This window comes from Micrococcus lylae (assembly GCF_900163825.1).
Classification (GTDB): domain Bacteria; phylum Actinomycetota; class Actinomycetes; order Actinomycetales; family Micrococcaceae; genus Micrococcus; species Micrococcus lylae.
In genome coordinates, this window is record NZ_FUKP01000006.1 from 17,650 (window position 1) to 42,809 (window position 25,160).

At 73.0% G+C, this 25,160-nt stretch carries 19 protein-coding genes and 1 tRNA gene; 3 read left to right on the plus strand and 17 right to left on the minus strand.

Annotated elements, in window-relative coordinates; all coding sequences use genetic code 11:
• Window positions 1-68 precede the first annotated feature (68 nt).
• The 13 genes from FM125_RS00630 to FM125_RS00690 form a co-directional block, all read right to left on the minus strand.
• Window positions 69-3,086 carry a DEAD/DEAH box helicase gene (locus FM125_RS00630; RefSeq protein WP_087133320.1) on the minus strand — a complete coding sequence of 1,006 codons (3,018 nt, stop codon included), beginning with the start codon at window positions 3,084-3,086 and terminating at the stop codon, window positions 69-71.
• Window positions 3,087-3,161: 75 nt separating this feature from the next.
• Window positions 3,162-4,142 carry a twin-arginine translocase subunit TatC gene (gene tatC, locus FM125_RS00635; RefSeq protein WP_306301688.1) on the minus strand — a complete coding sequence of 327 codons (981 nt, stop codon included), beginning with the start codon at window positions 4,140-4,142 and terminating at the stop codon, window positions 3,162-3,164.
• A 39-nt stretch (window positions 4,143-4,181) separates the two neighbouring features.
• Window positions 4,182-4,457: a Sec-independent protein translocase subunit TatA gene (tatA, locus tag FM125_RS00640; protein WP_067190582.1), complete on the minus strand. Its 276-nt coding sequence runs from the start codon at window positions 4,455-4,457 to the stop codon at window positions 4,182-4,184.
• A 28-nt stretch (window positions 4,458-4,485) separates the two neighbouring features.
• On the minus strand, window positions 4,486-6,630 hold the full coding sequence (locus FM125_RS00645) for a helix-turn-helix transcriptional regulator (protein ID WP_087133321.1): 2,145 nt from the start codon (window positions 6,628-6,630) through the stop codon (window positions 4,486-4,488).
• Between the two features lie 22 nt (window positions 6,631-6,652).
• The gene (locus FM125_RS00650) at window positions 6,653-7,048 is read right to left on the minus strand and encodes an FKBP-type peptidyl-prolyl cis-trans isomerase (RefSeq protein WP_067190578.1); all 396 of its coding nucleotides are present in this window, start codon (window positions 7,046-7,048) and stop codon (window positions 6,653-6,655) included.
• A 30-nt stretch (window positions 7,049-7,078) separates the two neighbouring features.
• Window positions 7,079-8,212, minus strand: coding sequence for an FKBP-type peptidyl-prolyl cis-trans isomerase (locus tag FM125_RS00655; protein ID WP_245829676.1), 1,134 nt, complete (start codon window positions 8,210-8,212; stop codon window positions 7,079-7,081).
• 29 nt (window positions 8,213-8,241) lie between these two features.
• Window positions 8,242-9,633, minus strand: coding sequence for a Pup--protein ligase (gene pafA / locus FM125_RS00660; protein WP_067190571.1), 1,392 nt, complete (start codon window positions 9,631-9,633; stop codon window positions 8,242-8,244).
• Window positions 9,630-9,827, minus strand: coding sequence for a ubiquitin-like protein Pup (locus FM125_RS00665; RefSeq protein WP_067190569.1), 198 nt, complete (start codon window positions 9,825-9,827; stop codon window positions 9,630-9,632). The genes pafA and FM125_RS00665 overlap by 4 nt, the downstream gene beginning before the upstream one ends.
• A gap of 48 nt (window positions 9,828-9,875) precedes the next feature.
• Window positions 9,876-11,594 (minus strand): depupylase/deamidase Dop, encoded by a 1,719-nt coding sequence (gene dop / locus FM125_RS00670; protein ID WP_070637042.1) that lies wholly within the window; start codon window positions 11,592-11,594, stop codon window positions 9,876-9,878.
• On the minus strand, window positions 11,591-13,354 hold the full coding sequence (gene arc, locus FM125_RS00675) for a proteasome ATPase (protein ID WP_087133323.1): 1,764 nt from the start codon (window positions 13,352-13,354) through the stop codon (window positions 11,591-11,593). Before arc ends, dop begins: the two co-directional genes overlap by 4 nt.
• Before the next feature lie 29 nt (window positions 13,355-13,383).
• Window positions 13,384-14,448: a tRNA (adenine-N1)-methyltransferase gene (locus FM125_RS00680; protein WP_067190563.1), complete on the minus strand. Its 1,065-nt coding sequence runs from the start codon at window positions 14,446-14,448 to the stop codon at window positions 13,384-13,386.
• The gene (locus tag FM125_RS00685) at window positions 14,445-15,611 is read right to left on the minus strand and encodes a site-2 protease family protein (RefSeq protein WP_067190561.1); all 1,167 of its coding nucleotides are present in this window, start codon (window positions 15,609-15,611) and stop codon (window positions 14,445-14,447) included. Before FM125_RS00685 ends, FM125_RS00680 begins: the two co-directional genes overlap by 4 nt.
• Window positions 15,608-16,324 (minus strand): HAD family hydrolase, encoded by a 717-nt coding sequence (locus FM125_RS00690; RefSeq protein ID WP_067190559.1) that lies wholly within the window; start codon window positions 16,322-16,324, stop codon window positions 15,608-15,610. Before FM125_RS00690 ends, FM125_RS00685 begins: the two co-directional genes overlap by 4 nt.
• A 43-nt stretch (window positions 16,325-16,367) precedes the next feature.
• Here FM125_RS00690 and FM125_RS00695 point away from each other — a divergent pair, with 43 nt between their 5' ends.
• Window positions 16,368-17,318 (plus strand): PAC2 family protein, encoded by a 951-nt coding sequence (locus tag FM125_RS00695; protein ID WP_067190739.1) that lies wholly within the window; start codon window positions 16,368-16,370, stop codon window positions 17,316-17,318.
• 9 nt (window positions 17,319-17,327) lie between these two features.
• Here FM125_RS00695 and mshC read toward each other — a convergent pair whose 3' ends face one another.
• The 4 genes from mshC to FM125_RS00715 all read right to left on the minus strand — a co-directional run bounded on the left by mshC (window position 17,328) and on the right by FM125_RS00715 (window position 21,213).
• Complete coding sequence (mshC, locus tag FM125_RS00700) at window positions 17,328-18,602, minus strand: cysteine--1-D-myo-inosityl 2-amino-2-deoxy-alpha-D-glucopyranoside ligase (protein ID WP_087133324.1); 1,275 nt, start codon at window positions 18,600-18,602, stop codon at window positions 17,328-17,330.
• 28 nt (window positions 18,603-18,630) lie between these two features.
• Window positions 18,631-19,464 carry an undecaprenyl-diphosphate phosphatase gene (locus FM125_RS00705; RefSeq protein WP_070638349.1) on the minus strand — a complete coding sequence of 278 codons (834 nt, stop codon included), beginning with the start codon at window positions 19,462-19,464 and terminating at the stop codon, window positions 18,631-18,633.
• A gap of 100 nt (window positions 19,465-19,564) precedes the next feature.
• Complete coding sequence (locus FM125_RS00710; protein ID WP_067190732.1) at window positions 19,565-19,807, minus strand: hypothetical protein; 243 nt, start codon at window positions 19,805-19,807, stop codon at window positions 19,565-19,567.
• 44 nt (window positions 19,808-19,851) lie between these two features.
• Complete coding sequence (locus tag FM125_RS00715; RefSeq protein ID WP_087133325.1) at window positions 19,852-21,213, minus strand: M20/M25/M40 family metallo-hydrolase; 1,362 nt, start codon at window positions 21,211-21,213, stop codon at window positions 19,852-19,854.
• Window positions 21,214-21,405: 192 nt separating this feature from the next.
• Here FM125_RS00715 and FM125_RS00720 point away from each other — a divergent pair.
• Both FM125_RS00720 and FM125_RS00725 read left to right on the plus strand, forming a co-directional pair.
• Window positions 21,406-21,490: transfer RNA gene (locus FM125_RS00720), tRNA-Leu, on the plus strand.
• 181 nt (window positions 21,491-21,671) lie between these two features.
• Window positions 21,672-25,004: a 4-alpha-glucanotransferase gene (locus FM125_RS00725; protein WP_245829678.1), complete on the plus strand. Its 3,333-nt coding sequence runs from the start codon at window positions 21,672-21,674 to the stop codon at window positions 25,002-25,004.
• Window positions 25,005-25,160: the final 156 nt, after the last annotated feature.

Consider the following 25,160-nt stretch of genomic DNA (forward strand, 5'->3'; position numbering starts at 1 on the left):
TCATCAGGGCCCCGTCTGGCCGGGCCTCATCAGGGTCCCGTCCGGTCCGGCCCACCGGCCCGGCAGGCTCACCCGTCCACGGCGACCGCGGGCAGCGAGGTGGCCACGACACCGCGTGCCACGAGGTCCGAGGCACGGCGGCAGTCGCGCGTGCGGGCCTCGTCCCCGGGGATCTGGGCGAGCTGGCCGAGCACATCGATGACCTGGCGGGCCCAGCGCACGAAGTCGCCGGCGGCAAGGTCCGAGCCGTGCAACGTGTCCCGGAGGGACTTGCCGCGCACCCAGCGGTGCATCGGCGCCACCAGCCCCGGGTCGGTCTCCGGCGTGGGCTCGAGTCGGGCGGCGGCCTCGTCCCGGCGGAGCCGGTCCTGGAGCCGCTCGGTGGCCTCGTGGACGGCCTGGAGCCGCGCGTTGGGCATGACCACGGTGCCGGCCAGGGGCTCGGACCGGCCCTGGTAGACCAGCAGGGCGGCCAGGCACGCCCAGTCCTCCGGGGTGAGCCGGGCGACGGACGGATCCTGGAGGAGAAGCGACGTCAGCAGGTCTCGCTCCCCGTAGATGCGCCGCAGCGCCTGACCGGCCGGCTCCACGGCCTCCCGCGGGTTTCCCGGATCCGAGCCGACGTAGCCGTACTCCTGCAGCAGTCCGACGATGCGGTCGAACGCGGCGGAGAGCGTGTTCGTGCGTCCGGAGATCCGGTCGCGGAGCTGGGTGACCTCCCGGCGCAGGCCCCACCAGCGCTCGGCCCAGCGTGCATGGTCCTCGCGGTCCGGGCACCCGTGGCACGGGTGTGCCTGCAGCTCGCGGCGCAGCTCCTCCACCCGCGGGGACTCCTCCGGCTCCACGCGGCGGAAGCCGGAGCGGTCGCGCCCGCCGGAGGGCGGGCGGTGCGTGCGCACGGCCTCCCGCATCTTCGCGGCGACGTCCTTGCGCTGGGCCGGGGACTTCACCTGGAGAAGCCGGGGCAGGTCCGCACCGGCGATCGGTTCCACGGGCATGGCGAGGTCCTCCACGCCGATGCGGCGCAGCTGTGCCTTGTCCGTGATGACGCCGACGCGGGGGTTCTGCGGGTTGCCGGCCGGGAAGACCACCACGCAGCGCCCGAGGGCGCGGCCGTCACGCAGGTCGATCACATCACCGACCGCGAGCTCGGACAGGGACTCCTTGAGCGCGCCGAGGCGGGCACGCCTGCGACCCTGGGAGCCGGCCTTCTCCGCTGCGGCGAGCTCCTTGCGCAGCCGCATGTACGCGGCCATGTCCCCGCGGTCGCACGCCATCGCATCTGCGTAGGTGGACAGTGAGGCCTCCTTGTCCCGCACCTGGCGGGCCAGGCCCACCACCGAGCGGTCGGCCTGGAACTGGGCGAAGGAGGACTCGAGGATCCCCCGGGCCCGACGTGCACCGACCTGTGCAAGCAGGTTCACGGACATGTTGTAGGTGGGCCGGAAGGCCGACTTCAGCGGGTAGGTGCGCTTCGACGCCAGTCCGGCCACGGCGGCCGGGTCCAGGCCCGGACGCCACAGGACCACGGCGTGGCCCTCCACGTCGATGCCGCGGCGGCCGGCACGTCCGGTGAGCTGGGTGTACTCCCCGGGGGTGACGTCCACATGGGATTCCCCGTTGAACTTGACCAGCTTCTCCAGGACCACAGACCGGGCCGGCATGTTCACGCCGAGTGCGAGGGTCTCCGTGGCGAAGACGACCTTCAGCGCCCCTGCGGCGAACAGGTCCTCCACCGCCTCCTTGACGGGCGGCAACAGGCCGGCGTGGTGGGCGGCGAAGCCACGGGACAAGCCGTCCCGCCATCCCCAGAAGCCGAGGACCTCGAGGTCCTCCGGCGGGAGCAGGCGTGCCACCTCGTCCGTCCGCTCCAGGATGAGCCGCTTGTCTGCCCGGGTGGTCAGGTCCAGGTCTGCGGCCAGGCACTGCTCCACGGCGCCGTCGCACCCGGCGCGGGAGAAGATGAACGTGATCGAGGGCAGCAGCCCCTCGCGCTCCAGGGTGCGGACCATCTCGGGGCGCGAGGTGCGCAGTCCGTGGTTGCGGTGCTCGCGCGGGCCGATGCGTCCCTGCACGCCGCGGTCGCCGTCCCAGCCGGCGGCGCCGGAGCGCCGGCCACGTCCGCCGCCGGACGCACCGCGCCCGCCGGAGCGGCCGTCGTCGCGGTCGGTGCGTCTCCTCCCGCCCTGACGGCCACGGCCTCTCCCCTTGCCCCTGCCTCCGGGGCCGCGTCCGCGACCGCGGCCGGGGCGCCCCCAGTCGGAGCGCTCGGCGTTGCGGTGCGCCTGGGAGGCCAGGCGGGCCAGCTCGGGGTTGAGCACGGTGGCGCCGTCGTCTTCGGCGGACTCTTCGAAGGCGACGTCCTCGGCGAAGAGGTCGTAGAGGCGCGGACCGGCCATGACGTGCTGCCACAGCGGCACGGGCCGGTGCTCGGAGACGATCACGGAGGTGGCGCCGCGGACGGTGTCCAACCAGGCGCCGAACTCCTCCGCATTGGAGACCGTGGCGGAGAGGGAGACCAGCTGCACATGCTCGGGCAGGTGGATGATGACCTCCTCCCACACGGGACCGCGGAAGCGGTCGCCGAGGTAGTGGACCTCGTCCATGACGACGGAGGCCAGGCCGGTGAGGGCGGCGGAGTCCGCGTAGAGCATGTTGCGCAGGACCTCGGTGGTCATGACCACCACGTCCGCGTCCGGGTTGACGGAGGTGTCTCCGGTGAGCAGACCGACGCGCTCGGGGCCGTGGATCGCGGCGAAATCGGAGAACTTCTGGTTGCTCAGGGCCTTGATCGGGGTGGTGTAGAACGCCCGGCGGCCCTGGGACAGCGCCAGGTGCACGGCGAACTCGCCGACCACGGTCTTGCCGGAGCCGGTGGGCGCCGCCACGAGCACGCCGTGGCCGGCCTCCACCTCGGTGCAGGCCTGCACCTGGAACTGGTCGAGGGGGAACCCGAGGGTCGCGGCGAACTGGGACAGACGGCTGCCGGGATGGTGCCGGGCCCGGCGGGCGGCGGCGTAGCGCTCGGCGGGGCTGAGGACCGGCTCGTCGTCGGGCACCGGATGCGAATGCGGGGAGTCGGCCATGGAGCCAGCCTAGTGGTGGGCAGGTGCGCGGCCCAGGCGGCTCCGCTGTCGGCGGAGTCCCCTGGGCCCGCCGGTTCAGAGCTCGCTGAGCGGCTTCGGGCCGGCGGCGATCTCCGCCTCGATGTCCGCCTCGGTGGAGGCCCTCCTGCGGTTGCGGCGCCTGTCGTTGAGGACGCAGAGCACGATGGCCACGCCGAACAGGGTGAACAGCGGAGCGGCCAGGTAGAACATCGTGATCGCGTCGCCGCCCGGGGCGGCGATGGCCGCGATGAGCGAGATGAGGAACACGGTGATGCGCCAGTGGTTGAGGATGGTGCGGGCCGGGAGCATGCCGATCATGTTCAGGCCCACCATGAGCACGGGCAGCACGAGCGCCGCGCCGAAGGCGAGGAACAGGCGCAGCAGGAACGGGATGTACACGTTCGCCGGAATGAAGTTCGTGCCGCCGTCCGGGATCAGGGCGGTGAAGAACTGCACGGCCTGCGGCAGCACGAGGTAGCCGATCACCACGCCGCCGACGAACAGCGGGATGGAGACGGAGAGGAACACGATGGCGTACTTCTTCTCCTGGGCCTTCAGGCCCGGCATGATGAACGCCCAGATCTGGTAGAGCCAGACGGGGCTGGCCACGACCACGCCGATGAACAGTCCGACCTGCAGCAGGATGTCGAAGGACTGTCCGACCGAGTCGAAGTTCAGGGAGGCGAGGATGCCCCGCTGCTCGGCGTCCTTGAGCGGCTGGGCGAGCGCACCCATGACCGGCTCGTACAGGAAGAATCCCAGCACCGTGCCCAGGGCGATCGCGACGCCGGACTTGATGATGCGGTTGCGCAGCTCGGCGAGGTGTTCGCGCAGCGGCATCTCGCCGGTGGGATTGTCCTTCCGGCGGGCGCGCTTGCGGCGCTTGCCCGGGGGCGTCGCGGCCGCTTCGCGGACCTCCTCCCGGGAGACGGCGGGAGTGTCCTGGGCGAGGGCGCCCTGTGCGGGGCGTTCGGGCGCGCCCGAGGGCGCACCCGTGCCGGGTGCGCCCTCAGGCGGAGTGTGGTCCATGCTCATGCGCGGCTCTCGCGGTCGAGACGGGCTGGGCCGGGCCGATCAACGCTCGTCGGCGCGGTGGGAACCCTCACGGACGTCGTTGACGTCACGGTCGACGATGCGACCCTCCACCGGCTCGGTGCCGGCGGAGCGGTCCTCCTGCTGAGCGTCCTTCTTGTCCTTGCCGTCCTTGCGCATCTCCTTCACCTCAGAGGAGAAGATGCGCATGGACTGGCCGAGGTTGCGGGCCATCGACGGCAGCTTCGGCGCGGCGAAGAGCAGCACGGCGAGGAGGACGATGATGACGAGCTGCCATCCCTGGAGTCCAGCGACCATGGTGAGTTCCTTTCGTCGGAAGTCCTGTTCACAAGCGTACAGCGGTTTCGAGGCGCCGGAGCGCGGCCAGCGCGCGATCGCGGACGGCCTGGCGCAGCTCGGCGGGCTCGAGGACCTCGACGTCCCCGGCGTGCATGCCGGCCAGGGCGATCGCCGCGTCCTCGGAGAGCAGACCCAGGCGGGTCAGCCGTCGCCCGTCCGCGTCCTGAGCCTCCAGGCGCGGTGCATAGTCGTCCGCCAGGTCCCGGATGCGGTGATGCCAGGCGAGCACCGCCTCCAGCGTCGTGTCGACCGGGGTGAGCATCGTCTTCTTGGGGCGGCGCCGCGCCTTCGCGATCTCGCCGGTCGGCTCCACAGCGGAGATCCGCTCGACGCGGAAGGTGCGCATGGCGCCGGCGGTGCGGCAATGGCCCTGCAGGTAGAGGACCACGCCGGACTGGACGAGCTGCACGGGCTCGACCTCCCGCTCCGTCGTCCGGTCGGAGTGCAGGGCGTGGTAGCGCAGGCGCACCACCCGGTGGCGGGCGACGGCATCCATGAGCACACGCACGGTGTCCTGGTCTGCGTGCACGTCCCAGAAGGAGGTCACGGGCGTCGCAGGTGGCTCGTGGCCCCCTGCTCCCCCGCCGTCGGCGGCGGAGGGCACGACGGCGGCTGCGTCGCCGGGGTCGTCCGTCCCGCCGGTGGAGGGCCTCACCGATGTGGTGGCACCGGTGTGTCCGACGTCGGCGAGCACCTGCCGGATCCGTGCTGCCGCGGTCACGGCGGCGGGAGCGACCTCGTCGTCCGCGTGCGGCATCTGGGCCACCGTGTCCAGGGCGGCGGAGAGGCGGTGTGCCTCGGGCAGGGAGAGGCGGATGGGCGCGGGCAGGTCCACGGCCTGGCGCACCTCGACCACGTCGGACTCGGCATCGACGTCGAACAGCCAGCCCGGGAAGAGGCGCTCGGGCAGGCCGCAGTACTGGAGGTCGCGCAGGTCGGCGTCGAGGGCCTTGGGGCTGAGCTCGAGGCGGTCGGCGAGCTCGACCTTCGTGATGCCGCCGGCGCGGTTGGCCAGGCCCACGATGTCGAGCAGACGGGAGACGCGCTCGCGCTGTCCCTGGCGATACCGGGACTGGCGTGGTTTCGCGAGCTCCGGGTGCGGCGGCGGGGCGCCGTCGTGGACCTCGGCCACGCGCCTCCAGGCGGCCAGCACCTCGGCGACCACGTCCGGATCGGCCGCCGAGGGCTGGACGACGCCCATGAGGCCGCCGCACAGCTGGACGAGGCCGTCGTGGGCGGGACGGTCGGTCTCCCACAGCTCCCAGCCCTCCCCGGGCGCGGCACCGTCCTGCGCGGTGGGCGTGACGGCCTGGCCGCGCAGGCGCACGGAGTGTCCGCGTCCGGGGGCGACCCAGAGCCGGACGCGGTCGCGCAGGCCCTCGCCCTGGCCGAGCAGTCGGTCACGGATCTCGACGGGGTTCCAGTCGGCGGGGCGGGCCGGGGCGTCGGACCCGGTGCCGGGCAGCTCCTCGGGCCGGCCGATGACGCGGGAGACGCGGAACAGGCGCTCGCCCTGGCGGTCGAGGTCCCATCCTGCGGCGTACCAGGCGCCGCCGATCTCGAGGGCGGACCAGATGCGGACGCGGCGCGGACGGCCCTGCGGCGAAACGGCCCCGGCGGCGGTGCGGTAGCCGAAGGCGAGCACCCGCTGCTCCACGGCGGCGTCCAGGAACACCTCGAGGTTCGGGGTGAGACGCTGCACCACGCGGGGCAGGCCGAGACCGTCGTCGGCCTCGCCGGCGGACCCGGGGTCCACGAGCAGTCCGACGGCCCGCATCACCTCGGTCTGCAGCCGGGTCTCGCTCCACACCTCGCGGGCGTGGAGCAGGGCACGGCGCTCGGCCCCGCTGAAGTGGATCTCGGGCAGCAGCAGGGCCGAGGCGTCCACCACGTGGCGGGCGTCGGCATCCTCCGGCTGCTCGAGGGACAGGGGCACACCGATGTCCTCCAGCAGTGCGCGGTCGCGTTGGAAGGCCTTCTCGAAGGCCTCGTCGCCGAGTTCCGCATACCCCTCGACGTGGCGGCGGATCTGCGCGGTGGTGTAGCCGTGCCGCGTGTGGATCAGCAGCATCAGCAACGCGATCACGCGCTCGCTGGTGCGTCGTTCACGCTCTCCGGGGGTGGAGGTCATCGAACGTGCTCTGCGCCGGTCGTCAGTCGACCGAGACGAGATCGCAGACGAAGATCAGCGTCTCGTTCGGACCGATGGCCGAGCCGGCACCGCGGGCGCCGTAGCCCAGGTGCGGCGGGATCTCGAGACGGCGGCGGCCGCCGACCTTCATGCCGAGCAGCCCCTGGTCCCAGCCGGCGATGACCTGGCCGACGCCGACGGTCAGCGGCAGGGGGGTGCCGCGGTTCCAGGAGGCGTCGAACTCCTCCCCGGTGGACCAGGCCACGCCCACGTAGTGGACCTGGACGCGGGACCCGGCCTCGACGGCCTTGCCCGAGCCGGCGATGAGGTCTTCGACGACGAGCTCGGTGGGCGGGGTGTCGCCCGGGAAGTCCACCTCGGGCTTCGTGCGGTCGTAGTTGCGCTGTCCGAATGACATAGGGGTGTTCCTCTTCTCAGGTGACGGGTGTCAGCGGTCCGAGTCCTCGGAGTCGTCCTGCTGGGGCTGGGCCGGAGCCTGGGTGTGCAGGATGTCCACGACGAACAGCAGGTCCTCGTTCTTGCCGATGTTCGGCGGACTGCCGGCCTCGCCGTAGGCCTTCTCGGACGGCACGGAGACCAGCACGCGAGAGCCGACCTTCTGTCCGGCCAGGCCCTCCTTCCAGCCCTCGATGACGCCGTCGAGCGAGAAGGTGGCCGGATCGCCGCCCTTCTCCCAGGAGCTGTCGAAGGTCTTGCCCTCGGACCAGGTGACGCCGGTGTACTGGACGGTGACCTGGTCGTGCTCGCCGACCTCCTCGCCCTCGCCCTGGATGAGGGGCTGCACCGTGAGGTCCTTCGGCGCGTCGCCGGAGGGCTTCTCGATCTTCGGGTGGCCGGACTCCTCGTCCACGGTGACCTTCGGGAGGGAGTCGTCGAGGTCGGTGACCTCCTCGCCCTGCGCCTCGGTCGGCAGGATGTCGTTCACGCGGAAGACGTAGAGCGCGGCGGGCATGTCCTGGCCCTGCGGCTGGCCGTCCTCACCCTTCTCGGCCTTCTGTTCGGGGATGTAGTACGCGACCTCCGCGCCCGGGGCGCTGGTGCGCAGCATCCGGTACAGCTCCTGGTTGGCGTCCTTCAGGCGCTGGTTGAGCATGACGACCTCGGGACCGGTGGAGAAGTTCTCCCCCATGACCTCTCCGTCCTCCGGGTTCACGGCCACGGTGGAGACGGTGACGAGGTCGCCGTCCTTCGCCGGCTCGCGATCGGAGGTCTTCAGCACGCGGGTGGAGACCTCGTCGGCCTTGATCGGGGTGTCGGCCTGCACCACCGGCTCCTCGCCGTCCGCGGCGGACAGGGACACGGCCTCGAGCTTGTCGGTCTGGCCCACGCCGGTGCCGGCCTCGGCCCGCGTGTAGTCCTCGTCGTCGCCCTCGGCGTCCTTCTCGCCGCCGTCGCCGTTCTCGGCGGGGCCGGCGGCCGAGGTCTCGGCGCCGGACGGCGAGTCGCCCTCGGCGGGTGCGTCCTCGCCGGCACAGGCGGTGGCCAACAGCAGCGCCGCCAGGGACATGGACAGGGCGGTCAGGGGCCTGCGGGAGCGGCCCAGCGGAATGATGGAAGTCATGGACTCCAACATACCCACGGAGTCTGGACTCAGGCTGGATCCACCACGCCGTCGAACAGCCTCTCCACGGCCGTGGTGGACGTGTCGAAGGGGTCCTTCATGGAGATGACGTGCAGGGGGTGCTCGTTGAGCTTCATCGTGGTCCAGTCCACGGCGTACGCGAGCTGACGCTCGCGGGCCCGGCGGATGAACGCGGCACGCACGGCGGCGCGGGTGCCGGACGGAGGCTCGGTGCGGGCACGCCGGGCCGCGGCAGGGTCGATCACGCGGTCCACGCGGCCGCGCTCGAGCAGCACCTGGAACAGGCCGCGGCCCCGGGCGAGGTCGTGGAACGCCAGGTCGAGCTGCGCCAGCCGGGGCGAGGACCAGTCGAGCCCGTGGCGGGCGCGGTAGTCCTCGAGGAGGCGGAGCTTGATGGCCCAGTCGATCCGGGTGTCGATGCCGCTGGTGTCCTGGGAGCGGACGGCCTCCAGGACCTCCTCCCAGAGGTCCAGGACCTGATCGACGCGGTCGTGGTGGGCCCCGTGGCGCTCGACGAACGCGTGGGCGCGCTCGAGGTAGTGCTCCTGGAGCTCGAGTGCCGAGGCGGCCCCGTCGCGCAGCTGAAGCGGGGCGGTGCCGGTGAGGTCGTGGCTGGCCCGGCGGATCGCGAGGGTCGGATGGGGCATCTCCTTGTCACCGAGGGGCCAGCCGGACTCGATCATGCGGAGCATCAGGTCCGTGGCGCCGAAGCGCAGCAGGTGGGTGTGCTCGGAGAGGTTCGAGTCGCCCACGATCACGTGCAGCCGGCGGTAGCGGGAGGCGTCGGCGTGGGGCTCGTCGCGGGTGTTGATGATCGGCCGGGACCGGGTGGTGGAGGAGGACACGCCCTCCTGCACGAAGTCGGCACGCTGCGAGAAGGCGTAGTGGGCCTGCCCCTGGCCCTCCGGCCACACGCCGGCGGGCACCACGCGGCCGGCGCCGACGAGGATCTGCCGGGACACGAGGAACGGCACGAGCGCCTCGGTGAGGCGCCGGTACTCACTGCGGCGGCGCAACAGGTAGTTCTCGTGGGAGCCGTAGGAGCTGCCGGCCGAGTCGGCGTTGTTCCGGTAGAGGTACACCGAGCCCTCGATGCCGTCGGCGTGCATGCGCTCCTCGGCCTGGGCGATCAGCTCCCGCATGATCTCGTCGCCGGCGGCGTCCGAGGCGAGCAGCTCGTCGATCGTGGAGCACTCGGCGGTGGCGTACTCGGGGTGTGAGCCCACGTCGAGGTAGAGGCGTGAGCCGTTCTCCACGAACACGTTGGAGGAGCGGCCCCACTCCACGACGGGGCGGAAGAGGTACCGGGCGACCTCCTCGGGACTCAGGCGACGTCCCTCAGGGTGCCAGTGCTGCACCCCGTACTCGGTCTCGAGCCCGAAGATGCGGCGGTCGTTCACTGGCCGCCCTTCTGCACGAAGCCCTTGACGAACTCCTCGGCGTTGGCCTCGAGGACGGTGTCGATCTCGTCCAGCAGCCCGTCCAGGTCGGCACTGGGCGCGGTGGAGGACTGCTGGGCCTGCTGCTGCAGGCCGGCGTCCTCGCCGCCGTCGCCGCCGCCCTGCTTCTGGTGGTGGATGCGCTCCTGGGCCATGGGGTCCTCCTCTGGCGTGGGGTGAGGGTCTGGTCCGAGCCTACGCGCTCAGAACGCGCCCGTCAGGGCCGTGAGCGTGCGCATCAGCTCGGCCGCGTCGGGGGTGCGGCCGTCCTCGCCCCACCATCCGGGCAGGTCGGCGGCCCGGCCCCGCAGCGGCTCGACCAGCGGCACCCGGTGCAGGCGGTCGCCCTCCTGGGGGCGCAGCAGCACGTTGTCCCAGGCGGCGCCCACCACCTGGCGCGCATGCCGGGAGACCAGGCCGCCGCGGAGCCAGGCACGGGTGGTCGTCGGCGCAGTCCCGACGGCGGCCCGCACCTCGTCCTCGTCCGCCAGCACCCGCAGATGGCCGGCTGTGACCAGCCGCCGGTGCAGGGAGCGGGAGGGGGCCAGGTCCGTGTACTGCAGGTCGAGCATGCCCAGGCGGGGGTCGGACCAGTCCGAGCCTGTGCGGGCGCGCATGCCCTCGAGCAGGCGCAGCTTGGCGGCCCAGTCGGCCCGGTCGGCCAGGGACAGGGGATCCGCGGCGGCGTCGTCGAGGTCCTGCCGCCAGGCCGCGAGCACCTCGGCGGTGGCCGCGTCATCCACGCCGTGGGCGGCACAGTGGGCCTCGGCGGCATCGAGGTAGGCCCGGAGGATGTCGATGCCAGTGAGCGACGCACGGTGGCGGGTGCCGTCGTCGTGCACCACGGCGGCGGGCACCGCCGCCTGCAGGGACGGGTCCCGGCTGATGGTCTGGAGGGCGGCCACCGGATCCTCGAGCTCGATGCGCGGGGCGGTGCCGGCCTCGGCCAGGGCGAGCACCAGGGCGGTCATGCCCATCCGCAGCCAGGTGGCGTGCTGGGACAGGGTGGCGTCGCCGATGATCACGTGCAGGCGCCGGTAGGCGTCGTGGACGGCGTGCGGCTCGTCGCGGGTGTTGACGATGGGCCGGTGGATGGTGGTCTCCAGCCCCACCTGCTCCTCGAAGTAGTCGGCGCGCTGGGACAGCTGGAAGCCGGGCGTGGACCCGTCCGGGCCGATGCCCACGCGGCCGGCACCGACGAGCACCTGGCGGGCGGTGAAGAACGGCAGCAGGACGGCGGTGAGCTCGTCGAAGTCCAGGGCGCGGGCCACGAGGTAGTTCTCGTGCGCGCCGTAGGAGGCGCCCTTGCCGTCCACGTTGTTCTTGTAGATCCGCACCTCGGGGCTGCCCTCGCCGGCGGCGATGTGGTCCGCCGCGTCCTGGGCCACCAGGTCTCCGGCGGCGTCCCAGACCATGGCGTCGCGGGGGGTGGTGGTCTCCGGCGAGGAGTACTCGGGATGGGCGTGGTCCACGTACCAGCGGGCACCGTTGGCCAGGACGGTGTTCACGAGCAGGTGGATCGGCTCGCCGTCCTGGCCCGTGATGGCCTCGTCGGTGAGCTGGGACGGATGGGCGGCCGAGCGGGGCATGCGCCAGCCGCGGGCGTCCACCAGCGGGGACTCGGCCGAGTAGTCCCATTCGGTGCCGGCCACCGGCGTGCCGGCTCGGGTGGCCATGTCCGCGTAGGCGTTCACCAGCTCGAGGGAGAGCACGGTGTGGTGGGCCTGCGGGTTGGCCGGGGCGTGGATGCCGAACTCGGTCTCGGTCCCCATGACGCGCCGGACACCCCAGCCGGCGGCGTCGCGGCCGTTCGGCGGCTCCTCCAGTCCGGAGGGCATGGTGTCCGGGAACAGCGGGCGCTGGCCCCGGAAGGCCGGGAACACGCGGGACGGTGCCGGGGTCGTCGGCTGCACCGGGCTCATGCTCCCGCCTCCCGGGCGACGCCGCCGGAGGAGGATCCGGTCAGCATGGTCAGGCCGGTCAGGTGCGGGCCGCGCCAGCCGGAGGTGCGGGCCCACTCTGCCGGGGAGACGGTGGCGAGCAGGTCGGCCTGGTCCGCCAGCACGCCGTCCACAGCCTTCAGCAGGTGCACGGCGCGCACCCCGCGGGCGGCGGGGTCCTCGCCGGCGGCGAGCAGGTCGCGGACGGCGTGGCGCTTGGCCCGGTCCACCACGTCCGCCACCACGGCGCCGGAGACCAGGTCCGCCAGGTGGAGGACGGCGGTGCCGCCGGCGGCGTCCGTGAGCTCGGCCAGGGCCGTGCGCGGGCTGCGCTCGTAGAGGGCGTCCATGGTGCGCTCGATCAGGTCGGCACGTGCCTGCTCGGCGGAGCCGGCGTCCTCCACCTCCTCGTCGTGCAGCGGGATGGCCGCGGTGAGGTGCTTGCCCATGATCTCGGCGGCGCCGGTGCGGTCCGGGCGGTCGATGCGGACCTTGACGTCCAGGCGGCCGGGACGCAGCACGGCCGGGTCGATCATGTCCTCACGGTTCGAGGCGCCGATGACGATCACGTTCCCCAGGGACTCGACGCCGTCGATCTCCGCGAGCAGCTGCGGCACGATCGTCGTCTCCACGTCCGAGGAGACGCCGGAGCCGCGGGTGCGGAACAGGGACTCCATCTCGTCGAAGAACACCACCACCGGCGCCCCCGCGGAGGCCTTCTCCCGGGCCCGCTCGAAGATGATGCGGATGTGGCGCTCGGTCTCGCCCACATACTTGTTCAGCAGCTCCGGCCCCTTGATGTTCAGGAACACGGCCGGCTGCTGCGCGGTGGAGCGGGCGGACAGCGAGGAGGCGACGGCCTTGGCCAGCATGGTCTTGCCGGTGCCGGGCGGGCCGTAGAGCATGATGCCCTTCGGTGCCCGCAGGCCGTGCTCGGCGTAGAGCCCGGGGTGCAGGAACGGGACCTCCACCGCCTCCCGGATGCGCTCGATCTGGGCGCCGAGACCGCCGATGTCCGCGAAGGAGACGTCCGGGGTCTGTTCCAGCAGGACGTCCTCCACCTCGGAGAGCACCACGGTCTGCAGGGCCCACTCCTGGCGGGGGTCCACGGTGACGGCGTCGCCGTGGCGCAGGTCCGCCTCCGCCAGGGCCGGGCTGCGACGCACCACGCGCTCCTCGTCCGCGGCGCCGGCCACCACCAGGTCGCCGGAGTCCAGGACCTCCTTGACGCGCAGGATCTGCCCCGCACGCACCGAATCGGCGATGCCCACGACGGACTGGGTCTCGTCCAGCAGCACCTCCGAGCCCGGCACCAGCTTCGTGGCGTCCAGCAGCGGGGAGACGGCCACACGCATGCGGCGGCCGTTGAGCACCACGTCCGCTCCCCCGCGCACCACCGCGGCGGACTCCACGCCCTCGCGCGGCTGTCGGGGCAGGTGGACCTGTTCCAGCAGGGCGTAGAGGAACGGCGGGCGCGTGGTGGCCTCAAGGGCGTCCTTGAGGGTGGTGATCTCCTCACGGGTGTCCTCGAGCAGCTCGACCATGCGCCTGTTGTTGCGGCCCGCGGTCTGCAGCTGGGCCTCGGCGGCACGGCGCAGCTCAGACTGCTTCGAGGCGTGACGCTGCGCGGACTCCAGCTGCAGGCGCAGCCGCTCCGCGGTGCCCTGTGCGTCGGCGAGCATGCGGCCGAGCTCGGCCGCGCGCTCCTCGGCGGTGCCGGTGGTGGGGTCGTTCTGACTCATCGGTCCTCCTCGTGGGCTGAGGTGGGGGCTCAGGCAGGGTTGCCGTGCGCGTCCACACCCTGCTCGGCCTCGGCGGCACGGCGGGCGGTGAGACGGGCCTCCTTGAGGTTCTTGCGGGCCTTCTTGTCCGTGACCACGCGCTCGCCGAGGGCCTGGGGCGTCCAGCGGGACTCGTCCGAGGGAGTCCAGGCCTCCACGTCCTCGTCCTTGAACTCGGAGACCTTCAGGCGGCGCTTCATCCTCAGCGCCTCCTGCCCGGAAGCCAGGCGGCGGGCGGTCAGCAGGAACCCGGTGTGGGCCACCATGCGGTGGTCCGGGCGCACGGCCAAGCCGTCCAGGTGCCAGCCGCGCACGAGAGTCTCGTTCGCCTCGATCTGGGTGAACTTCCCGGACTCGCGGATCGCCTCGGCCACGCGGGAGAGCTGGGTGGCGGTGGCCACGTAGGTGAGCCACACGCCGCCGGGGGCCAGGACGGTGGCGACGGCATCCACGCACTCCCAGGGGGCGAGCATGTCCAGGACCACGCGGTCCACGGAGTGCGGCTCGTGCACCTGGAGCATCTTCTCCTGGGCGTCTCCGACGTGGATGGACCAGGCCGGGTGCGCGGCACCGAAGAAGGACTCCACGTTGGCACGGGCGATCTCGGCGAAGTCCTCGCGGCGCTCGTAGGAGTGCAGCCGGCCTGCGTCGCCGATCGCACGCAGCAGGGACATGGACAGGGCACCGGAGCCGACCCCGGCCTCCACCACCACCGCGCCCGGGAAGATGTCCGCCTGCTGCACGATCTGCCCGGCGTCCTTGGGGTACACCACCGTGGCCCCGCGCGGCATGGAGAGCACGAAGTCGTTCAGCAGGGGGCGGAGCACCTGGTAGTCGTGGCCCGAGCTGTTCTGCACCACCACGCCCTCCGGACCGCCGATCAGGTCGTCGTGCCGCAGCACGCCCTGGTAGCTGTGGAACTGCCCTCCCGGGATGAGGGTGATCGTGTTCAGCCGGCCCTTGGCGTCCTTGATCTGCACCCGCTGTCCGGCGCGCAGGGGCCCGCGGCGGGCGCTCACGCCGGTGGGTGCGGGCGTGGGGGTCTGCTCGGTCACTTCGGTGTTCTCCTTCGGTGCCTCGGCGGGCTGTGCTCGAGGGCGTTCAGGACGGCTGCGCGCGGAAGGATGCCCAGCACACGGCCGTCGGGGCGGACGACCGCCCACACCGCAGTGTCCGTGGCGGCGAGACGGTCGATCAAGTCGGGTCCGGACTCCGGATCGGTGCCCAGACGGAGCACCGCGGAGGCCGGGAGGGCGGCGGCGACCGCCGTGGCGGGGGTCAGTGCCCGCCGTGCCTGCGGCACGCGCCGCACGGCCTGGACGTCGACGACGGCCGGTGCGGCCGTCGTCGTGCCCTCGCCGACCGCCGGCTCCAGCACGACGGCGGTGCCCCCGGTCCGCAGCGCGGCCTCGGCGTCCGCCACGGTGGCGTCCGGGGCGAGGAGGACGGCCGGGAGCATCAGGTCCCCGACGGTGATGCGGGCGGCGCGGTCCTGCCAGCGTGCGGAGGCGATCGCTGCGTCCGCGCCACGGTACAGGCTCACGCCCACCAGGACCGTGAGGGCCACGACACCGAGGCCGGGGCGGGCGTCCGTCAGCAGCGGGACGGCGATCCCGCCGAGGACCAGGCCGGTGGCGAGGACACGACCGGCCCAGCCGGCGGCCACGGTGCCGCGGGGCCGGGAGCCGGTGGCGGCCCAGACCGCCGACTCGATCATGCGGCCGCCGTCCAGCGGCAGGCCGGGCAGGACGTTGAAGGCGGCCAGCAACAGGTTCGCGGTGGCCGCCATCGACAGCAGCAGCGCCGTGACGGTGCCCGGGGCCGCGAGGGTGCCGGCGGCGTGGGCGAGGCCGGCGAGCACGAGGTTGGCCGCGGGGCCCGCCAGTGCGGTGAGCACGGAGCCGAGCGGCCGGTCCACGGCGCGGACGAACTGGGTGTGCCCGCCCCAGCCGGACAGTTCGATCGCCTCCGGCCGGGAGCCGTGGGCGGCACCGACGGCGGCGTGCGCGAGCTCGTGGATCAGCACGGAGACGGCCAGGACGAGCACATAGCCGCCGGCGACGGCGTAGGCGGCCCAGCCCAGCGACGGGTCCGCCCGCTGCAGGGAGGGCCCGAAGATCACCAGCACGGCGGCGCCGATGAGCAGCCACGCCCAGCCGACGACGATGGGGGCTCCGCCCAGGCTGCCCAGGCGCAGGCCCGCGGAGGTACCGGTCACGAGGAATCCGCCGCGGATCCGGCGGCGGCGCCCGGCAGGACGGCGGCGAGATCGGCGACCGTGCGGCCCGCCAGGGTGTCCCACCGGACGGTGGCCGCGTCCGGATCCAGGGGCAGCACGCTGGGCACGCCGACGGTGGTCAGACCGGCGGCCATGGCGGCGCGGACGCCCACCGGCGAGTCCTCCACCGCCACGCAGCGGGCAGGGTCGAGGTCCCGGTGGCGCGCCCGCAGACGGGACAGGGCGAGGGTGTAGGCCTCGGGGTCGGGCTTGCCGCGGGAGACCTCGTCGCCGGTGACGGACAGCTCCAGCACCCCGGCGGGGGCGACGTCCAGCAGGGTCTGTGCCAACGGGGCATGGGACATGGTCACCAGGGCGCAGGGGACACCGGCTTCGCCGAGCTCGACGAGCAGCTGACGGGCACCGGGGCGCCAGGGGGTGTCCGCCGCAACGCCGCGAGCGACCTCCTCCATGGTCACCGCGATGATCTCCTCCTCCGGCAGGTCGAGGCCGGCGGCCTGCAGTCGGCGGGCGCCGACGTCCAGGGCCTGGCCGACGAGCGAGGCGGCCAGCTCGTCGGTCCAGGTGCCGCCGTGCGCGGCGACGAGGCGCCGCTGCACGCCGTTCCACAGCGGCTCGGTGTCCACGAGGGTGCCGTCCATGTCCCAGAGGACGGCGTCCGGCAGGGCGTTCCGGTGGGAGGCGGAGGGCATGAGCCCATCCTAGGCCAGGGGCCGACCGTCTAGGGTGGCGTCCATGAGTGAAGTGGAGTCCACCGAGAGGACCGACGACGAGCTCGGCCCGCTGCGCGCCTACCTGACCGCCACGGTGCCCGCCGTGGAGTCGGGCGCGCGGGCGCCGCGCGTCATGCTCGTGGCCTTCGAGGGGTGGAACGACGCCGGCCAGGCCGCCACCAGCGCCCTGGAGACGCTCGTCCGCCAGTGGGAGGCCTTCCAGCGCGCGGACGTCTGCACCGGCGAGTACTACGACTTCCAGGTCACCCGCCCCACCGTGCGGCGCGATGCGGACGGCATGGGCACCATCGAGTGGCCCGCCATGCACGTCCACGAGGCGGTGCTGGACGCCGACGGACGTCCGGTCTCCACCGAGGAGTGCGGCGCGGACGGGCTGCAGCTGCTGCTGTGCTCGGGCGTCGAGCCGAACGTGCGCTGGCGTGCCTTCACCCAGGAGATCCTGCAGGTGGCCGCAGACGAGGGCGTGGACGCCCTGGTGGTCGTGGGTGCGCTGCTGGCCGACGTGCCCCACACCCGTCCGATGCCCGCCCGGGCCTCCTCGCCGATGGGGGATGTGCGCGTCGCCGTCGGTGCAGACCAGCCGACCTATGAGGGGCCTACCGGCATCGTGGGGGTGGTCACGGACACCGCCGCGCGATCCGGCCTGCCGACGCTCTCCCTGTGGGGCATGGTCCCGCACTACGTGGCCCAGTCGCCCTCGCCGAAGACACAGCTGTCCCTGGTGGAGGCGCTCGAGGAGCTGCTCGGCGTCACCGTGGACACCGCCGAGCTCCAGGCGGACGCGGCGCTGTGGCGGCAGTCGGTGGACGAGGTCGCCCAGGACGACGCGGACATCGCCGCCTACGTGCAGCAGCTCGAGGAGGCCACCGACGCCCGCGAGCTGCCGGACGCCTCGGGCGAGGCCATCGCACGGGAGTTCGAGCGCTACCTGCGCGGCCGCCGTCGTTCCTGAGCGGGCACCTCAGCGCAGGCGCAGGCCCAGCAGGGCGTCGGCCACGTCAGCGACGTCCACGTCCTGCCGGGCGCCGATCGGCTCCGCCTCGGGCAGCCGCTCCCCCACGGCCCAGGCGTCCAGCACCTGCAGTGCGGCCGGGGCGTCCAGGTCTGTGGAGAGGGCGGAGACCACAGCGGCGTGCACCGCGGCGCCGTCCCGGCGGGAGTCCTGCAGGAGCGCGGCGCGCCAGGCCGCGACCCGCTCCTGGGCGTGGGTGAGCACGTCCTCGGACCACTGCCAGTCGGAGCGGTAGTGGTGGTCCAGCAGCGCGGCACGGACGGCCACCGCCTCGACGCCGCGGGCGGTGAGGCGGGACACGAGCTCGAGGTTGCCCAGTGACTTGGACATCTTCTGCCCGTCCAGGGCGACCATGCCGGAGTGCAGGTAGGTGTGGGCGAGGTCCTTGCCGTCGATGCCGGTGGCGTGCGCGGCGGAGAACTCGTGGTGCGGGAAGCGCAGGTCCGAGCCGCCGGCCTGGACCGTGAACGGAGCCGGCAGCGTCCGGCGGGCGATCACCGAGCACTCGATGTGCCAGCCGGGACGGCCGCGGCCGAGCGGGCCGCCGTCCCAGACAGGCTCGCCCTCGCGGTGCACGCGCCACAGCAGCGGGTCGAGCGGATCCCGCTTGCCCGGACGCTGCGGGTCGCCGCCGCGCTCCGGGAAGATCTCGGCCATCTCGGCGTCCGTGTGCGCCCCGACCGAGCCGAGGCGCCAGCCGGTGGTCCGCTCGGCGGCGCGGGTGTCGAAGTAGACGTCCCCGTCCGGCTCGCCGTCCCGGCCCGGCACGGTGTACCCCAGGCCCGCGTCCACGAGCGCCTGGACGCCCTCCACGACGGCGGGGACCGTCTCCGTGACGCCGAGGTAGTGGTGCGGCGGGAGCACGTTGAGGGCGGTCATGTCCGAGCGGAACAGGTCCGTCTGCTGCTCGGCGAGCCACTGCCAGTCCACGTCCGTGGCCGTGGCCCGCTCCAGGAGCGGGTCGTCCACGTCGGTCACGTTCTGGGTGTAGGTCACGGTCAGGCCGGCGCCGAGCCAGTAGCGGTGCAGCAGGTCGAACGCCACGTAGGTGTTCGCGTGGCCCAGGTGCGTGGCGTCATAGGGGGTGATGCCGCAGACGTAGAGCGAGGCTGAGCCCTCCGGGTTCCCGGGACGGCGCAGCGTGCCGGTGGCGGTGTCGTGCACCCGCAGGGTGTCCGGATGGGCCGGGAGCGTGGGCACGCCGGGGACGGACCAGGACTGCATGGAGGCCTTTCGAGTCGGAGGCGGTGATTCAGGCGCTGATGAGGCCGGTGCCGAGCATCACGTAGAGACCGAGGCCCAGGGCGATGCGGTACCAGACGAACGGCATGAAGGAGTTCTGGGTGATGAAGCGCATGAGCCAGGCGATGACGGCGTAGCCCACCGCGAAGGCGATGAGGGTGGCCAGCAGAGTCTCGCCCATGCCGTACGGGCCGGCGGTGGTCGGGTCGCCGACGGACTTGAAGAGCTTGTAGAAGCCGGAGGCGAACACCGCCGGCACGGCCAGCAGGAACGCATAGCGGGCGGCGGCTTCCCGGGCGTATCCGAGGGCCAGGCCCATGGTGATGGTGCCGCCGGAGCGGGAGACTCCCGGGATCAGGGCGAGGGCCTGCGCGAAGCCGTAGAGGATGCCGTCGCGGACGGTGAGCTGCTCGAGGGGCTTGCGCTGGCGGCCGAAGCGGTCGGCGAGGGCGAGGAGGATCGCGAAGACGATCAGCATGGTGGCGGTGACCCACAGGGACCGGAACTCGGTGTCGATCCAGTCCTCCAGCAGCAGGCCGAGGATCGCGATCGGCAGGGAGCCGAGGATGATCAGCCAGCCCATGCGCACGTCCGGATCGGAGTGCGGGACCTTGCCGGACAGCGCCCTGCACCACTGCGCGATGATGCGCGTGATGTCCTTCCAGAAGTAGATCAGCACGGCCAGCTCGGTGCCGATCTGGGTGATGGCGGTGAATGCCGCACCCGGGTCCGCCGCGGAGGGCAGGAACTCGCCCACGATGCGAAGGTGCGCCGAGGACGAGATCGGGAGGAACTCCGTGAGGCCCTGCACCAGGCCCAGAATGACTGCTTCGATCCAACTCACGGGGTCACTCTACGGCACGGCGACGGCCCTGCACCGGGGGCGACGCGCAGGTGTGAACACCCTCTCTGAAAAGGAGGGGCTTCTGGGAAGCCGGCGGCGGTCAGTCCTCGAGGTCGTCGAGCTCCTCGTCGTCGTCATCGTCGTCCTCGAACACTTCGAGCGGGGTGACCTCGCCGGTGCTGGCGTAGAGGGCGTCCTCGTAGGCCTCGAAGGCGTCGGCGATCGAGAAGAACGCGGCCTCGACGGCCGGGTCGTCCTCGCCGCGGCTGTTCTGGACGGCGACCAGGTGCTCGTTGAAGGCGGCGACGAGGGCTTCGAGGGCCAGGCGCGGGTCAGTGCTCATGCGCTCACGGTACCCCCGTCGCGGCGGGCACGGAAGCCCTGCTCTCAGCGCTGCGTCTCTCGCGGCTCGAGGATCCGGGCCAGGACCCGGCAGCCGAACTCGAGGGCGTCGATGGGCACGCGCTCGTCGATGCCGTGGAACAGGGAGGTGAAGTCCAGGTCCGGGGGAAGGCGCAGCGGTGAGAAGCCGTAGCCGGCGATGTCCAGGCGGGACAGGTGCTTGTTGTCCGTGCCGCCGCCGAGCATGAAGGGCAGCACCTCGGCATCCGGGTCCTCCTCCTGCAGGGCCGTGGCCATCAGTTCCACGAGGTCGCCGGAGAACGGGGTCTCCAGGGCGATGTCCCGGTGCTCGTGCTCCACCTGCACCTTCTCCCCCGCCAGGGTCTTGAGGACCTCGAGCGCCTCCTCGTCCGAGCCGGGCAGGGTGCGCATGTCCACGGTGCCGGTGGCGGTGGACGGGATGACGTTGTGCTTGTATCCGCCGCCGAGCCCGGTGGGGTTGGTGGAGGTGCGCAGGGTGCCGGCGACCCAGGTGCCGGCGTGGCCGAGGGCCTCGAGCTGCGGGGTCGGATCCTGCTCGTCGAACTCGGTGCCGGTGAGCTCGGCGACGGTCTCGAGCAGCTGGCGGGTGGTCTTGGTGTACTCCAGCGGCCACTCGTGGGTGCCGATGCGCTGCATGGCGGCGGCCAGGTGGGTGACGGCATTGTCCGGATGCGGGGCGGAGCCGTGGCCGGGGCGGTCGACTGCCTTGAGGTTCAGCCAGTGGATGCCCTTCTCCGCGGTCTGCACCAGGTAGGCGCGGGTCCGCCCGATCTCGGTGGAGAACCCGCCGACCTCGCTGATGGCCTCGGTGCAGCCGGCGAAGACCTCGGGGTGCTCGCGGACCACGTGGCCGGCACCGTAGACGCCGCCGGCCTCCTCGTCGGCGAAGAAGGCGACCGTGAGGGGACGGCGCGGGCGCTGTCCGGTGCGGGCGAAGTGCAGCAGCGTGGACAGGATCATGGCGTCCATGCCCTTCATGTCCACGGCGCCGCGGCCCCAGATCATGCCGTCCTTGATCTCCGCGCCGAACGGGTCGACGCTCCACTCGGAGGCGTCGGCGGGGACCACGTCCGTGTGCCCGTGCAGGATCAGCCCTGGGGCGTCCGGCTCCCAGCCGGGCAGGTGGCCCACCACGGACACGCGCCCGGGCGAGGATTCGAAGAGCTGCGGCTCCATGCCGGCGGCGCGCATGAGCTCGGCGCAGAGCTCGGCGGCCTCCGGCTCGCCGACGGACACGTTGCCGCCGCGGTTGGTGGTGTCGATGCGGATCAGGTCGCGGCAGATCTGGACGACATCGCGGTACGGGGTCTGCTCCGCACCGGCCTCGGCGTCGGTCGGGATGGTCTGTGCGCTGTTCTCGGACATGCCTTCAGGCTAGCGCCGGAGCCGATCCGCCGTGGCGGGCGGTGTCCCGCGGCGACTCATCATGGCTGGCCGAGACGGCCCGACGACGGTGCCTCACCTGCGTTTTGGCGGTCGCCGAGGCACCGTGGTACAGTTCTCGAGTTGCCCGCGCAGGGCATGGCGGAACGGCCACGGCCGGGTCCGCATCAATGAGCGCGAGTGGCGGAATTGGTAGACGCGCAGCGTTGAGGTCGCTGTGTCCGATAAGGACGTGGGGGTTCAAGTCCCCCTTCGCGCACTGCTCATCGAGGCGAAGGCCCCGGCAGAACTGCCGGGGCCTTCGCCGTGTCCGGCATCTCGTCGGGGCGTGGGCCCTGGACAGCCCCGGTAGTGTGGGGGTGGGCCTCGTGCGCACACGCCCGCGCGTTCAGCGACCGAGGCCTCCCCGCCCGGCCCAGAGCATCCGATGGAGGACACCGGTGAACCGCGCCGCCCAGGACCTTCTCCACCGTCTTGCCCGCCTGCACGGCGTGCAGCCGACCTACGTCGGCCAGGACGGCTCCGACCAGACCGTCGCCGACGACGTCCTCGTGGAGGTGCTCTCCGCCCTCGGCGTGGACATCCCCTCGGACGGCGTGGTCGCCCTCGACGCCGCGGTGCAGGCCGCCGAGGAGATCGACTGGCGCCGCGTGGTCGCGCCCACGGTGGTGGCGGTCTCCGGCTCGCGGCGTACCGTCCCCCTCACCGTGCGCCCCGGCGCGGAGGTGGCGGCCACCGTGGTCTGCGAGGACGGCAGCCACGTGCTCGCCGGGGCCACCGACTCCCTCGGGGAGCGCCGGAGCGTGGACTCGATCGACCGCGAGCGGCGCCACCTGCAGCTGCCCGAGTCCCTGCCGGTGGGCTACCACCGTCTGGTGGTGTCCGTGGACGGCCGCACCGTCGCCGAGGCCGCGGTCCTCTGCGCCCCGGAACGGCTCACCACCGCCGAACCGTTCCTGGCCCGCCGCGGCTGGGGCGCCTCCGCGCAGCTCTACTCGGTGACCTCCTCGGGCTCCTGGGGCATCGGCGACATGCACGACGCCGCCACCGTGGCCGCCGCGGCGGCCGAGCACGGCGCGGACTTCCTGCTGCTCAACCCGCTGCATGCGATCGACCCGGGCCACGCCCCGCTCGACTCGCCCTACTCCCCCGTCAGCCGCCGCTTCCTCAACGTGCAGGTCGTCCGGGTTCCCGAGATCCCGGAGTTCGCGGACCTGCCCGAGGCGGAGCAGCAGCGCTGGCTCTCGGCGGGGGCCGCCCTGCAGGCCGCCGTGGACGCGGGCGGGCCGATCGACCGCGCCGCGGTCGCCGAGGTGCAGTGGCCCGCCCTGCGCGCCGTGCACGCCGTGGGTCGCTCGGCCGAGCGCCAGGCCGCCTATGAGCGCTTCTGCGCGGACCAGGGCCGGGGCCTGGAGGACTTCGCGTCCTGGTGCGCCGTCCGCACCGGCACGGACACCGAGGACGAACGCGACTTCCACCGCTGGTGCCAGTGGGTGGCGGACACGCAGATCGCCGCTGCGCAGGCCGCTGCCGTGTCCTCGGGGATGCGCCTGGGCCTGATGCTGGACCTGGCCGTCGGCGCCGACCGCCACGCCGCAGACCTCGCCCTGCTCGGGGACCAGCTCGTGGAGTCGATGTCCGTCGGCGCTCCCCCGGACATGTACAACCAGCTCGGCCAGGACTGGTCGCAGCACCCGTGGCACCCGAAGGCGCTGGCGGAGAACGGCTACGCGGGCCTGCGCCAGATGTTGGGCACCGTCATGCGCCATGCAGGCGGCGTCCGCATCGACCACATCCTCGGTCTGTTCCGCCTGTGGTGGGTCCCGGCCGGCCGCGGTCCGCGCGAGGGCGCCTATGTCAGCTACGACCACGAGGCCATGCTGGCCGTGCTGACGATCGAGGCCCAGCGGGCGGGCGTCGTGGTGGTCGGTGAGGACCTGGGGACCTTCGAGCCGTGGGTCCAGCAGGCCCTGGCGGACGCCGGGATCCTGGGCACCACCATCCTCTGGTTCGAGAACCGGGACGGCGTCCCGACCGAGCCCGGCACCCACCGGGCACTGGCCATGGCGGCCGTCAACACCCACGACCTGCCTCCGACCGCCGGCTACCTGGAGGGCGTCCACCTGGACCTGCGCGAATCGCTCGGCCTCGTAGACGGGGACCCCGCGGACGAGCGGGCCGGCCACGAGCACACGGTCGCCGGCTTCCTCGACGCCGCTGCTCAGCTGCCCAGTGATCCCGCGCTCGGCCGGCCATCCGACGAGACCGAGGCGAAGATCCTGGCCCTGCACCGCTTCGCCGCAGGCTCCCCCGCCGCCCTGCACGCGGTGGCCCTGGTGGACGCCGTGGGAGAACGCCGCATCCAGAACCAGCCCGGCACCACCCAGGACCAGTACCGCAACTGGACCGTGCCCCTCGGCGGACCGGACGGCGCCGTGGTGCACGCAGACGAGATCGCGGCGAGCCCGCGGGCGGGCCGACTCTTCGACGCGGTGGACCGCCGTCTGCGCCAGGACGTGCCGGTCGCCGTCCTGGTGGCCTTCCACACCCACCCCCTGGACCAGCCCGGCCAGGGCGACGCCGGGGGCCTGAACACCTATGTCCGCCACGAGGCCGCTGCGCTGGCCCGCACGGGCATGCGGCCGGTCGTGTTCACCCGTGGCACCGGCCCGGATCCGGTGGTGTCCGCGCTGCCGTCCGCGGCCCCGCGCGTGCAGGCGGAGGAGGTGACCGTCGTCGAGGTCCCGGCCGGTCCCGGCGGCGAGCTGTCCAAGGAGGACCTCGCCGCGCACGCGGATGAGTTCGCGGGCAACGCACTGGCCTGGCTGGACCAGGAGGGCCTTGTGGCGGACGAGCAGATCGCCTTCGTCCACGGCCACTACTGGCTCTCCGCTCCGGCCGCCCGACGCATCGCGCAGGCCGCGGACGCACCCTGGCTGCACACCATGCACACCGTGGCCGCCATGAAGATGGCCGCAGACCCGGCGGCGGCCGAGTCGGACGAGCGTCGGGCGGCCGAGCGGGAGATCGCCGCCGGCGCGGACCTGCTGGTGGTGAACTCCCCCGGTGAGGCCCGCACGCTCATGGAGGTGCTGGACGCCCCTCGGCGCCGCATCGTGGTGGCCACCCCCGGCGTGGACACGGACGTCTTCACTCCCGCGGGGCATGCCTGGTGGCCCGGCGGTGAGGCCGAGGACGTGGATCCGTTCGACCCGGAGCTGCGCGTCCTGTTCGCCGGCCGGATCCAGCACCACAAGGGTCCCCAGGTGCTCATCTCCGCGCTGGGCGAGCTGCGCCGCCGTGGCGTGCTCGCCCCGGGCACGGACCGCCTGCGCGCCCACGTCAACGGGGCCCCCTCCGGCGCCGACACCCCGGACCTGGCCGCCCTGGCCGAGGCCGAGGGCGTGGCGGACCTGGTGACCTTCAGCGAGCCGGTCCCGGCCGATCAGCTCGCCGCCCAGTTCCGCGCCGCGGACCTGGTGGCCATGCCGAGCTTCTCCGAGTCCTACGGCCTGGTGGCCCTCGAGGCGCAGGCCTGCGGCACGCCGGTGCTCGCCCACCGCACCGGAGGGCTGGTGCATGCGGTGGCAGACGGCGCCACCGGGCGCCTCGTCCGGCAGAACACGCCTCAGGCCTGGGCGGATGCCCTGGAGCGGGTCCTCCAGGATCCGGCCTCCTGGCGCGCCATGTCCGGCGAGGCCGAGCGCCGGGCCCGCTCCCACACCTGGGACGACTACGCCCGCCGCCTGCGCGCAGCGGTCGCCGGGCTCTGAACGGGACGGCCGGCACCGGTCGTCTCCTCGGACGGCGACCTGCCCGGGTCCTGTCCCGCCGCCGCGCTTCACGACGACGGCCCCCGTCACCTTCTCTGCGGTGACGGGGGCCGTCCGGTCTGCCTCACACGAGGCCTCGGTGCGAGTGGGGCCGGG